This is a genomic window from Lentzea alba (genome assembly GCF_047445655.1).
In the GTDB taxonomy this organism is placed as follows: Bacteria; Actinomycetota; Actinomycetes; order Mycobacteriales; family Pseudonocardiaceae; genus Lentzea; species Lentzea alba_A.
Map to the genome: position 1 here is coordinate 258972 of NZ_JAJAEG010000008.1, position 12293 is coordinate 271264.

The following is a 12293-nucleotide window of genomic DNA, read 5'->3' on the forward strand; positions in this document are numbered from 1 at the left end:
TGAAGATCTGCTGATGAACTTGGGTTCATGCTCAGCCCCCTGGATCTGTCCCTGGTAAACGGGCCGATCCCCACCGCCGCGACCGTTGCTGCCGCCGTCGCCCTGACGTATCTGGCGATCCGGAAGAACCGGACGTGGTGGACTCGGGTCCTTCCGATCCTGGTGCCTGCGTGTGTGGTGGTCGTCTTCGGGCTGACGTACATCGTTGACCACGTGTGGAAGCCGTGGCCCGAACCGTTGCCGGTGATCCTGACGGTGTGGCTGGGCGCGGCACTCACAGCGGTGGCGTTGGCAGCGGCACGGCTGCGTAGTGGGCGGTGGTACGGCCGTGTGCTGAACGTGCTGCTTGCGCTAGGTGTTGTGGCGTCGTCGTTGGTGGCGGCGAACGCACACTTCGGTCAGTACCCGAACATGCGCGCGGTGCTCGACGTCTTCAGGAACAATCGCATCGATCTCGACGAGGCGGCACCACCTCCGTCCAACATCGTCGACGTGCCTGCGGGCAAGAAGCTCGCAGAGGTCTGGCAGAAGCCCGCGAACCTGCCGGAGAAGGGCACGGTCTCCGAGGCGGAGATCCCCGGCGCCATGAAGGCGCGTCCGGCGTGGATCTACCTGCCGCCCGCGTACGCCGCGACGCCGCGCCCGAAGCTGCCGGTCATCGTGCTGCTCGCGGGACAGCCCGGCAGCCCGCGCGACTGGTTCGACGGCGGCCGGATCCTCGACAACCTCGACGCGTTCGCGCGCGAGCACGACGGTCTGGCGCCGATCGTCGTGGTGGCCGACCAGCTCGGCTCGACGACCGCGAACCCGCTGTGCCTCGACTCGAAGCTGGGGCAGTCCGAGACGTACCTGGCGCGCGACGTGCCGGCGTGGATCAAGCAACGGTTGACGGTGGACGAACGCCGCGAGGCGTGGACCATCGCAGGCTTCTCTCAAGGCGCCACTTGTTCCGTGCAGCTCGCAGTGCGCGCGCCGGACGTGTACGGCAACTTCATCGCTCTCGCACCTCAACGTGAGCCGTCGCTCGGCACGCGACCGGAGACGGTCAAGGCCGTGTTCGGTGGCGACGAGGCCGCGTTCGCTCGCGTCAACCCGATGGAAATTCTTGCCCGCCAACGGTTTCCGCAAACGGCAGGGGTGATCGTCGCCGGTCGCGACGACCACGTGTACCGCCAGGCGGACGGCGAGGTGTTCGAGGCCTGTCGCAAGGCCGGAATGGACGTGCTGTGGAAGGAACTGCCGAACGGCCACGACTGGAACATGGCGCGAGAAGGTTTGTTCGGCTCGCTGCCGTGGCTCGCGGCGCGAACCGGGCTCAGCAGATGATCAGCCGGCTGTTCCGCGCGGCTCCCCTGACGTCGGTCTTCCTGATCGCGTTCTGGACCGTCGGGGCGTTGACGCGGGCGATCAGGAACCCGAACGAGGAGCTGCTCACCCGCATCGGGTTCGGGACCGGGAGTCCGCTGTGGACGATCTTCAGCTCGGCGCTGTGGTCGATGGACCTGGTGGGTTACGTCGGGACCACGGCGCTGCTGATCGTGGTCGGGCCGCTGGCGGAACGCGAGCTCGGGGCGTTGCGGACCGTCGCGATCTTCCTGGCGTCGCACGTGGCCGGGGCGTTCTCCGGCCTGGCGCTGGTGCTGGTCGGCGCGGACGTGCACTGGTCGTGGCTCGAGTCGCTGGTGGGCGAGGTCGCGGCGGGGCCGTCGATCGGCGGGGTGGGGCTGGCGCTCGCGCTGACGTTCCGGATGCCGCCGCTGTGGAGGCGCCGCGTCCGGCTGTTGCTGATCTTGTCGGTCCTGGTGCTTACGCTGTACTCGGGTTGGCTCGAAGACCTGCTCCGACTGTCCGGTGGCGTGGCCGGACTGCTGATCGGAGCGCTGTTCCTGAAGCGCGGCGCGGTGCACGAGGCGCGCACGTTCCAGGAGACGCGGACGCTGGTGGCGTTGCTGCTCGCAGCCTCCGCGCTCGGACCGGTGGTGGCGATGTTGTCGCCGTTCCCCAACGGTCCGCTGTGGTGGTTCGCGGACGTGGTGGCGGTCGTGCAGCCGTCGCAGGACGACGTGGACGTGGTGTGCGGCGACCCTGACTCGGTGGAGCTGTGTCGCACCATGCTGGTCCAGCTGTCCTACGGGCGTGTCCCGGCGCTGGTGATGTCGTTGCTGCCGGCGTTGTTGCTGCTCGTGCTGGCGGAAGGGCTGCGGCGCGGCCGGCGGTTCGCGTGGTGGTCGGCGCTGGTGCTCAACGTCGGGTACGCCGCCTTCATCGGGTGGTACGTCGTGGAGGCCGCGCGGATTCCGGACATCGGTCCGCTGGAGGTCGTGTTCTCCTACAGCGTGCCGATGCTGGCACCGCTCGCGATCGCGGTGGTGCTGTTGTTGACGCGCAAGCACTTCGGTGTGCGTCTGCCCCGGCATGCCGTCCGGAAGTTCTGGCGGTTCACCGCGGGCAGCATCGGACTGTTGTCGGTGCTGTACGTCTTCGGCGGGTACCTGGTCCGCGACCAGTTCTCGCCGTCGCCGGGGTTCACCGAGCTGCTCGCGGACCTGCCGACGCGGTTCCTGCCGCCGGGCTACCTGCTCGGGCTGGTGCCGTTGCAGTTCTCCGCCGAGGGGTTCGTCGGCACGCTGCTGTTCGAGTACACGGGCGTCGTGTTCTGGCTGATCGTGATGGCGGGTCTGCTGATGGCTTCGTGGCGCGCGTGGCCGTCGTCGTGTGAAAAGGAGGCTGCACAGGCACGTGAGTTGATGCGCCGGTACGGCGGTTCGTCGTTGTCTTACATGACGACGTGGCGTGGCAACCAGTACTGGTTCACGCCGGACGGCGAGACCGCGATCGCGTACCGGGTGGTGGCGACGATCGCGCTGACCGTCGGCGACCCGATCGGGCCGAACCGCGTGGACGCCGTGCGCGGCTTCGCGGAGTTCTGCGCGCACAACGGGTGGACGCCGTGCCTCTACAGCGTCGGCACGGAGACCCGTGACGCGGTCGCGCGGCTCGGGTGGTCCGCGGTGCAGGTCGCCGAGGACACCGTGATCGAGCTGGACAAGCTCGCGTTCACCGGCAAGAAGTGGCAGGACGTCCGCACGGCGCTGAACAAGGCCGCCAAGGCCGGCATCGTCGCCGAGTGGTGCACCTATGCCGACGCGCCGTACGCGATCACCGACCAGATCCGGTCGATCTCGGCGGAGTGGGTGGCGGACAAGGGTCTGCCCGAGATGGGCTTCACGCTGGGCGGGCTCGAGGAGCTCACCGGTGACGGCGTGCGGTGCCTGCTGGCGGTCGACGCCGACCGCACGGTGCACGGCATCACGAGCTGGCTGCCGGTGTACGCCGACGGCGAGGTCATCGGGTGGACGCTCGACTTCATGCGCCGCCGCACGCACGGGTTCCGCGGCTCGATGGAGTTCCTGATCGCTTCGGCGGCGCTGCAGCTGAAGGACGAGGGCGCGCGGTATCTCAGCTTGTCCGGGGCACCGCTGGCGCGGTTGGACCGCGGCGAGCGGCCCAAGGCGCTGCAGCGGGTGCTGGACTTCACCGGGCAGGTGCTGGAGCCGGTGTACGGGTTCCGGTCGCTGTTCGCGTTCAAGGCGAAGTTCCAGCCGACCTACCGGCCGATGTTCATGGCCTACCCGGACTCGGCGGCGCTGCCCCGCATCGCGAACGCGGTGAGCCGCGCGTACCTTCCGCACCTCAACGCGCGCCAGGGAGTCCGCCTCGCGTCGAAGATGATCATCCGCAGCCGTGAGCGCGTGACCACGCACGGTCGAACTGACTAGTGGCTCGGATGCTGACGGGCGAATCACGGTTGGCCGGGCGCATCGCTGCACCGCCCGCGCCGTCGTCCTGGATGCACGGGGCACCGGGGGCAGTACCGCGAGGTGTCCTGCTGACCACGCACGGTCGAACTGACTAGTCCGAAAGGGTGGGAAGGCGATCCTCGTCGTCACTGCCGGACGTCGCTGAGCGAAGATGCGCCGATGACCGTGCGGGGCAATCTGCCTGCCCAGACCACGACGTTCATCGGACGCCGGGCGGTGCTCGCCGAGGCCGAGTCGCTCCTGAGCAAGGCCCGGCTCATCTCGCTCGTGGGTGCCGGCGGTGTGGGCAAGACCCGGATCGCCGTGGAGACCGGGCGGACGATGGCGCGCGCGGAGGTGTTCCGGCACGGAGTCTGGGTGGTGTCGCTCGCGGATCTGAAGGACCCGGCGTTGCTCGCGCGGACGGTCGCGGCCGAGCTGCGGATCGTCGACAACTCGCCGGACGCGGGGCTCGGGCGGTTGATCGAGTCGTTGTACGACAAGCACTTGCTGCTCGTGCTGGACAACTGCGAGCACCTGCTGGAGGCGGTCCGGCACCTGGTGCACCACCTGTTGCGGAACTGCGAGGGGCTGACGATCCTCACGACCTCGCGGGAGCAGCTCGGCGTTTACGGCGAGTACCTGCTGCGGGTGCCGCCGTTGGACGAGGACGCCGCGGAGCTGTTCCTGGAACGGGCCGAGGCTGCTGGGGCGACCCTCCTCGAGGAGGACCTGACGGAGGTCGTGGCGCTCTGCCGGGCGTTGGACGGGTTGCCGCTGGCCATCGAACTCGCGGCCGCGCGGCTGGCGGAGATGTCGCTGACCGACGTGCTGTCGCAGTTGGGCAGGCGGTTCGACCTCCTGGTCGGCGACTCGCACGGGCCGGCACACCACGTCACGCTGGAGCGCGCGTTCGAGTGGTCGGCGCACCACTGCACGGACGAGGAGCGGCAGCTGTGGGGGACGCTGTCGGTGTTCCCGGCGGACTTCGACCGCGCCGCGGCCGAGGCGGTGGCGGGTGGGGACGTGCTGGCGCCGTTGTCGGCGTTGGTGCGGAAGTCGATCGTGGTGGCGACGACGAGTCCGGTCACGCGGCGGACGCGTTATCGGATGTTGGACACCGTGTCGCAGTTCGGCGCCCGTCTGCTCAAGAGCGCGGACGAGCCGTTGCGCCTGCATGTGTTGCACTACAACGAGTTCGTGAACGAGGCGACGCGTTCGTGGTTCTCGCCGGACGAGGCGCTGTGGATGGGCCGGTTGCGCGAGGAGTGGCCGAACGTCCGTGCCGCGATCGGGCACGCGCTGGCGGTGCCGGACCTCGCCGAGACCGGCACGGTCATGGCGATGAACGTGCAACGGACCCGTTTCACGGCGTTCGCGGGCATGCTCGGTCAGGCGCGGGACCTGCTCGCGGTGGCGCGCAAGGTGATCACCGAGCCACCGCTGCGCACGTCGTTGCTGGCGCACTGCGCGTGGCTCGCGCAGGCGCAGGGCGACATGTCGGCGGCGATCCCGTTGATGAACGAGGCCCGCTCGTTGCCCCGGCAACCCATGACCGACGTGCACCTGGTGTTCGTCGAGGCCACGCACCTCTTCTTCGTGGAGGGCTCTCCGGACTGTGTGCCGCTGTACGCGCACGTCGTCGAACTGTGCCGTCAGTTCGCGTCGCCGGGTGACACGTACATCTGCGAGCTGATGCACGCGATGGCGGCGTGTTTCCTGCTGGACGCCGAGGCCGCGGACAAGGCCACAACCGGGCTCATCATGCTGGCGGAGAGCAACGGCGTGGACTGGTCGCACTCGTGGGGGCTGTGGCATCAGGGGCTTTACGAGCTGCGGCACGGTGACCCGGCGCAGGTGCATCCGCTGGCCGTGGAGTCGTTGCGCCTGCAGCTGGCTCTCGGTGACACCTGGGGCCCCGCGTACAGCCTGTGGCTGCTCGCCTGCACGTGCGCCGAGCTGGGAGCACACGACCGCGCGGCCCGGCTGCTCGGTGCGTTGCGTTCGCAGGAACGGATCTCGCGGATCTCGTTCGCCGGCATGAGCCCGTTCCACAAGATGCTGGAACGCGCCGACCGCACGGTGCGCCGCGCACTCGGCGACGACTACCAGGTGATCATGACGCTGGGCGCCGACCTGCGGCACGACCAGGCGATGGAGTTCGCGCTGGAGCCGATCCCGGAGTCCGAGCGCCGACCGGCCAAGCCGACCCTGCCCGGCGGCCTGACCAGGCAGGAGTTCACCATCGCGGGCCTGGTCGCGGAGGGGCTCACGTCGAAGCAGATCGGGGCGCGGCTGTTCATCTCGCCGCGGACGGCGGACCGGCACGTGGTCAACATCCGCGCGAAGCTGGGCCTGCCGAACCGGGTGGCGCTCGCGGCCTGGCACCGGTCGGCGACGGGGAACTGACACGGGCACCGGGTGGTGCTGAGCCGACGCCCCGCGATCAATTCCCCCCGGATGATCACGGTCATCACCGTGGCCGTCTCAGCCCACCTGCGGTGCCCGTCCGACGCTGAGCTCGACGCCGGACCATCAATCTCACTCTGGTGCCGGAGTAGGCGCATCGGCAAAATTGCGCATTCTGTTCGGTCTAGGCGATGTTCACCCGGCCGGAGCAGTCAGCGCGCCTCGAACGCCAGCTTGAGCCCCAGTGCGACGAACACGGATGCGGTCAGGCGGTCGAGCAACACCCGTTGGCGCAGCAGGAAAGCACGGGCGCGGCCGGCCACCACGATCAGGAGCGGCAGCCACACCAGCCCGAGGCCGAGGTGGATGGCGACGAGCAGCGAGCCCCACGCGGGTTCGCCGGCGGGCATGAACTGCGGGAGCAGCGACAGGTAGAACACGCCGACCTTGGGGTTGAGCAGGTTCGTCAGCAGGCCCATCCGCAGCGAGGCCTTCGCGCTCGGCACCGGGCGGTCGTCTTCGAGCTCGACCGCTTTGCGGGAGGTCCAGAGCGCCTTGGCGCCCAGGTAGATCAGGTACGCGGCGCCGAGCCAGCGGACGATGTCGTACGCGAGGGCGGAGGCCTGGAGGAGCGCGGTGAGGCCGGCGAGGCTCGCGACCGCCCAGACCAGGCAGCCGAGGGTGATGCCGACGACGACACCCATGGCCGCGCGCTTGCCGCTCAGCAGTGCGGTTCGCAGCACCATCACGGTGTCGAGGCCCGGCGTGAGGACGGTCAGCAGTGCCACCAACGTGAAGCTCAGCAGGGCTGCGGTCGACATGGCGCCATCTCATCACACGGCGATGCACCACACACACGGCTTTTGCTGGGTTCCCCCAAAATCAACATTAGCAAGGGGGTCTGACAGTCAGCGGGCGTCCGCGGCCGTCTTGACGCCGAACGCGATGAGGGCGGAGGCGGAGAGGCGGTCCAGCAGAAGGCGTTGGCGCAGCAGGAAAGCGCGGGCGCGACCGGCGGCGGTGATGAGGATCGGGAACCACAGCAGGCCGATGCCGAGGTGGATCGCGACCAGCACGGCACCCCAGACCGGTTCACCCACGGGCAGGAACTGCGGCAGCAGCGAGATGTAGAAGACGCCCGGCTTCGGGTTCAGCAGGTTGGTCAGGAGTCCTACTCGGACGGCGGCTCGCGTGGACGGCACGGGTGCGGGTTCGTCGAGCTCGACCGGGCGGCGGGAGTTCCACAACGCCTTCACGCCCAAGTAGATCAGGTAGGCGGCGCCCAGCCAGCGCACGATGTTGTAGGCCAGTTCGGACGCTTGCAGCAGTGCGGTCAGGCCGACCAGGCCGGCCGTCGCCCACACCAGGCAGCCCAGGGTGCTGCCGACCACGACGCCCAGCGCGGCACGGCGGCCGACCAGGAGTGCGGTTCGCAGCACCAGAAGGGTTTCCAGGCCCGGTGTGATGACGGTCAGCAGCGCGACGAGTGTGAAGCTCAGGAGCGCGGTGGTCGACATGGGGTCATGAGAACACGGAAAGGCGGTGCTGCCACAAGAATTAACATCGCCGTCACCGGTCGACCGGCTTCGTGTAGCGGTGCGCCGGCACCGGGATGGGGCCGTCGGCGTGGGGTGCCTGGTGGTCGAAAAGCCCCCCGTCGGTCCAGCCCTGCCGTTCGTAGAACCGGCGTGCCCGCGCGTTGCCGGCGACGACCGCGAGCCAGGCGACGGCGTGCCCCTTGGACGCCACCTCTTGTTCGGCGGCGGCCAGAAGTGCTGTGGCGACACCGGATCCGCGATGGCCGGCGGAGACGTAGACCTGTTCGACCTCGTCCCCGATGACCATCACGAACCCGGCGACCTCACCGTCCACCACGGCGACCGTGGTGTGCTCGACGTGTTCCAACGCGCGCGGCTCGAACGACTCCTGCGGCCGCGCGTCGATCAGTTGCTGCGGCACGTTGCCGAGGTGCGCGTCACACCAGCCGGGGTACCAGATCCTGGCCACGGCCGGTGCGTCGTCGACGGTTGCGCGCCGCAGCACGGTCACTTGTGCCAGGCCTTCACACCCAGGCGGCCGGTGTCGCCCAGGTCGATGAAGACGCGCGTGTCCGGCGGGAACGGCTCCAACGCCTGCCACGTGCCACCCGGTGCCGCCGCGATGTCGAGGTAGCGGGCGTTCTGCGACGGCTCCCCCGACGTGTTGCGGTTCTTCCACATGAACGCGCTCTTCGCGGTCTCGCCGGGCTGCAGCGTGAACGGCACCGGCGGGTCGTCGAAACCGTCGACCTGCGAGATGCCGCCCGAGCCGTCGAGGATCTCGACAGTCAGCGGCTGCTTCTCCTCGTCGAACAGCTTGATCTGCGGATATCCGTTGAACTCGACCGGTTGCGTGCCGCAGTTGAAGACCTTGATGGACACGACCCGCAAGCCCATCGCGGCGTCCCCGTCACCTTCGCTGAACCTCAGCCCGGTCTCACACGAGTCGGCCGGCGTGTTCGGCGAGACCGGTGCCGCGACCGACCCGGAACCACTCGCGACCAAGCCCGCGAGCACGGCGAACACAGCGAGAATACTGCCCCCAGCTCTCATGGCTCCGATCATGCCAGAACTTCGGCGGGAATGAACCGGACGATCCGCGCCGTTGCACCCGACGACAGCGGAAAAACCTCGACCATACTTGAGACTGGGGAGTCAATCATGAGCGAGGAAGCCAAGTACGACGAGCTGTTCGTGTTCCTGGAGCCGGGAGCGGACCCGGCGGTGGACCGTCAGGTGATCGAGCACAGCGTGGACAGCCGCACGTTGCTGGTGTGGGTACCGGACGCGGAGACGGCCGCCGCGGTGGCGGCGAGCGCGTTGGACGACAACGGGGTGCGGCTGGTCGAGTTGTACCGGGGGTTCGACCTGCGGGGCGCGGCACGTGTGATCGAACGTGTCGTGCCCCGCGCGCCGGTCGCGAGGGCGAGCTTCGACCGCGGCACCCCCAAGAGCCGGATTCGGCGCAGCGCAACGATTTACCACGCCGTTGACGCGGATCCGACGCGACGGGTGATGCGGCATCACGGTGACGGGTGGACCGTTGTCGTGGGTGCGACGACCGAGCAGATCGCCGATGTGGCCGAGCAGTTGGTCGACGAAGGTGCGGACGTCATCGAGGTGTGCGGTGGCGCGGACCTGACCGCGGCCGCCGCCGTGCAGGAACGGCTGGGCGACCGCGCTCCGGTGAGTCTGGTGAGCTGGCCGTTCGAGTCACTGGGTGGGGCGGCCGCGTTCAAGGCCGCGTACGAGGCCGCCACCCGGTCCTAACCCGTGTAGGACTCGATCCAGCCGCGGTGGGCGGGCACGTCGGAGAAGACCTGCGGAGCGTCCGCGCACCAGCGTCCGCCGATCTGCCCGATCACAGTGCCCACGGCCGCCCAGCCGCCGGCGGTCCTGGTGACGGCCGGGCCGCCGGAGTCGCCGTAGCAGACGCCGCGCCAGCCGTCGGGGTTGTGCGTGCACAGCGTGGCCGCGTTGGTGTGGCAGCCGGGTGCGTTGTCGGCGAGCACGCGGGAGTCCAGCTCCTGCAGCACGGTCGGTGCCGGAGCGTTGCCGGGGTCCTTGGTGGCGCCCCAGCCGAGCAGGCGGATCGGCAGGCCGGCCGGTGCGGACGCGGCGATCGGGGCCGGCTGGTGGGTCACCGGCGTGCTGAGCTGGATCAGGCCCTGGTCGTCGCGGTTGTGGCGGATCAGCCTGCTGGCCGGCACCACGGTGCCGCCGCTCGTCCTGTTGTTCGAGCCGACCCGGACCTGGACCGACGACGGGTTCTTGCCTTCCAGGCAGTGCGCGGCGGTGAGCACCCACTGCGGGCGGATCAGGATTCCGCCGCAGAAGTGTCCACCGCCGCGCGACTGCAGTGAAGCCGCGAACGAGTAGGGCTCGCTCGCGGGCTGGCCACCGATGACGAACGGCGCCACGGGATCGGCGTTCGCGGGGGGAGCGAGGAACACGAGTGCCAGCAGGACGGCGTAGATCGTGTTGCGCATTGAAGATCTCCTCACGAGATGCAGGGACCTTCGAGTGTTCGGAGCAACTCCGACCGCCCGCTATTGCCGTAATTTCGGATCGGTGATGACCGGACCGTTCCACCTCGTGTTGCGCGACGCCATCCGTGAGCGCGGGCTGCCGTTGGAGCGTCTGCGGGTTCGCCTGGCCGAGCGCGGGATCGACGTCGGTCTCGCGAGTCTGAGCGACTGGCAGCACGGACGGGCGTGGCCGCGGCGGCCGAAGTCGTTGCTGGCCATCGAAGCGCTGGAGGAGATCCTCGACCTGCCCGAGCAGACGCTCACCGGCCTGCTCTGCACGCACCAGCCGCCACCGTTCCGGCCGAGACAGGGCGTGGACGAGTACAGCGGGCCCATGGCCGAACTGCTCGACCAGCTGCCCGGCGCGCGGGCGTGGCGGCTGGAGGTGATGGCGTCCGAACAGGTCGTGACGGTCGGGCCGGACCGCAGCCCGTCGCGGCTCGCGGGCCGTTCGGTCGCTCGCGCGCGCATGGACGGCGTCGACCGGACGGTGGTGCGCTACTACGGTGCGCCCGGCTGCGACATCGACCGCGTGCGGATCGTGCCGGGACGCAACTGCACGCTCGGCAAGCTGCTGCGGCACCGCGACGGACGGGTGCTCGCCGCGGAACTCCTTTTCGGGCAACCACTTCAGGCCGGCGAGACGTGGGTGTGGGAAGCCGAGGTGCAAGATCCGGCGGCCGCGCGCACGGACTGCGCGCACGCGTTCCGCAGGCCGGAGGGCACCTACCTGCTGGAGGTGCGGTTCCACCCGGACGCGGTGCCGGAGCGCGTGTTCGAGTACTTCCGCGCCGATCTGTTCGTCGACCGACATGTGCTCACCGAGCTGCCGTTGAACGTCCACAACTCGGTGCACGTGACAACGACCGGCATGACGTCCGGTGTGATCGGCATCAACTGGGAATGGCCTAGATCAACGGCGTGATGTTCGGTTCCACGCCCAGCAGCACGCGACCGAACGCCTCCAGGCTCATCGTCGGGCTGATCATCGCGTGCCGCAACGCCGTCTGCATGTCCCGCATGTACACGTTGAGCGGACTGGATTCCGCGACGGCTGCCGCACCGTGCGCGGAGACCAGCGCGTCGACTGCATCACCGCACTGCCGCACGGCGTGCGAGGCGTGCAGCCGGATCCGGGCACGAGTGCGGAGGTCCAGCGGCGCGGAGACCATCTCGGCGCACGAGCGGGCGAGCAGGCCCGCCACGTCGATCTTCGCCGCCGCCTCGGCGACCGCGAGCTGGAACGCCGGGGAGTCGCTCTGGCGCAGGTAGGTCGTGAACGAGACGGGGCGCTTGTCCGCCTGCGCCACGACGTGGTCCAGGGCCGCCTGCGCCGTGCCGAGGTACGGGCCGATCATGTAGGTCAGCACGGACGGCAGCAACGGCGTGCCGCCTACGAGTTCGCCGACCGTGTCGAGAACGCGCTCGTCGGGCACGAACACGTTCTCACCGACCATGAGGTTGCTGCCGGTGGCCCGCATGCCGGTGGTGAACCAGGTGTCCTTGATCTGCAGCTCGCTGACCGGGATGAGCGCCACCCGCAGGTCGTTCTCGCCGACCGGAAAGCCGACCAGGGCCCACGCGGCGTGCAGGCAGCCGGACGACGGAAACCACTCGCCGTTGAGCCTCCAGCCGCCGTCGACGCGCTCGGCCGTCGCGCGTGGCGTCAGCACGGTGCAGACGTGCGTGTCCGGGCCCTCGGCGTAGATCTCGTGTTGGACGTCCTCAGAGAACCGGCCGGCCAGCAGATCGCCCGCGCCGAGGATCATCACGACCCAGGCGGCCGACGGGTCGCCCTTGGCCAGCTCGGCGGTCGCGAGCACGGCGGTGTGCACGTCCAGGTCGAGGCCGCCCAGGTCGCGCGGCACGAACATGCGGAACACACCGGCGTCCCGCATCGCGGCCATCGCCTCGTCGGTCAGCCGGCGATCACGGTCGCCGGCCGCCTGGTTCCGCTCCAGAACCGGCCTCAACTCGGCCGCTGCCTCGATGAACTCGCGCATAGACGCCCCCTTGCC

The 12293-nt window shown here is 69.4% G+C and carries 11 protein-coding genes; 5 read left to right on the plus strand and 6 right to left on the minus strand.

Features of this window, described 5'->3' with window-relative positions; genetic code table 11:
- Positions 1–27: 27 nt before the first annotated feature.
- The 3 genes from LFM09_RS15695 (at position 28) to LFM09_RS15705 (ending at position 6209) form a co-directional block, all read left to right on the plus strand.
- A complete protein-coding gene (locus LFM09_RS15695) occupies positions 28–1326 on the plus strand; it encodes an alpha/beta hydrolase (RefSeq protein WP_414097167.1) in 1299 nt (432 codons plus the stop codon).
- On the plus strand, positions 1293–3779 hold the full coding sequence (locus tag LFM09_RS15700; RefSeq protein ID WP_414097168.1) for a bifunctional lysylphosphatidylglycerol flippase/synthetase MprF: 2487 nt from the start codon (positions 1293–1295) through the stop codon (positions 3777–3779). The genes LFM09_RS15695 and LFM09_RS15700 overlap by 34 nt, the downstream gene beginning before the upstream one ends.
- 201 nt (positions 3780–3980) lie before the next feature.
- The gene (locus tag LFM09_RS15705) at positions 3981–6209 is read left to right on the plus strand and encodes an ATP-binding protein (protein WP_414097169.1); all 2229 of its coding nucleotides are present in this window, start codon (positions 3981–3983) and stop codon (positions 6207–6209) included.
- 212 nt (positions 6210–6421) lie between these two features.
- Here the strand turns inward: LFM09_RS15705 and LFM09_RS15710 are convergent, their stop codons facing one another.
- From LFM09_RS15710 to LFM09_RS15725, 4 genes are all read right to left on the minus strand, one after another.
- Positions 6422–7030, minus strand: a complete 609-nt coding sequence (locus tag LFM09_RS15710; protein WP_414097170.1) for a LysE family translocator — start codon at positions 7028–7030, stop codon at positions 6422–6424.
- Between the two features lie 87 nt (positions 7031–7117).
- Positions 7118–7726 carry a LysE family translocator gene (locus tag LFM09_RS15715; RefSeq protein WP_414097171.1) on the minus strand — a complete coding sequence of 203 codons (609 nt, stop codon included), beginning with the start codon at positions 7724–7726 and terminating at the stop codon, positions 7118–7120.
- A 52-nt stretch (positions 7727–7778) separates the two neighbouring features.
- A complete protein-coding gene (locus tag LFM09_RS15720; protein WP_414097172.1) occupies positions 7779–8258 on the minus strand; it encodes an N-acetyltransferase family protein in 480 nt (159 codons plus the stop codon).
- Positions 8255–8800, minus strand: a complete 546-nt coding sequence (locus LFM09_RS15725) for a DUF4232 domain-containing protein (RefSeq protein ID WP_414097173.1) — start codon at positions 8798–8800, stop codon at positions 8255–8257. The genes LFM09_RS15720 and LFM09_RS15725 overlap by 4 nt, the downstream gene beginning before the upstream one ends.
- Positions 8801–8908: 108 nt before the next feature.
- Here LFM09_RS15725 and LFM09_RS15730 point away from each other — a divergent pair, with 108 nt between their 5' ends.
- Entirely contained in the window at positions 8909–9517 is a 609-nt protein-coding gene (locus LFM09_RS15730; RefSeq protein WP_414097174.1) for a DUF6506 family protein, read from the plus strand.
- On the opposite strand, the gene LFM09_RS15735 is transcribed toward LFM09_RS15730, so the two are convergent.
- Positions 9514–10236, minus strand: a complete 723-nt coding sequence (locus tag LFM09_RS15735) for a S1 family peptidase (RefSeq protein WP_414097175.1) — start codon at positions 10234–10236, stop codon at positions 9514–9516. The two genes, LFM09_RS15730 and LFM09_RS15735, sit on opposite strands and share 4 nt — an antisense overlap.
- Positions 10237–10318: 82 nt before the next feature.
- Between LFM09_RS15735 and LFM09_RS15740 the strand changes: the two genes are divergently transcribed.
- Entirely contained in the window at positions 10319–11200 is an 882-nt protein-coding gene (locus tag LFM09_RS15740) for a hypothetical protein (RefSeq protein ID WP_414097176.1), read from the plus strand.
- Here the strand turns inward: LFM09_RS15740 and LFM09_RS15745 are convergent.
- Entirely contained in the window at positions 11184–12278 is a 1095-nt protein-coding gene (locus LFM09_RS15745) for an acyl-CoA dehydrogenase family protein (protein ID WP_414097177.1), read from the minus strand. The two genes, LFM09_RS15740 and LFM09_RS15745, sit on opposite strands and share 17 nt — an antisense overlap.
- Positions 12279–12293: the final 15 nt, after the last annotated feature.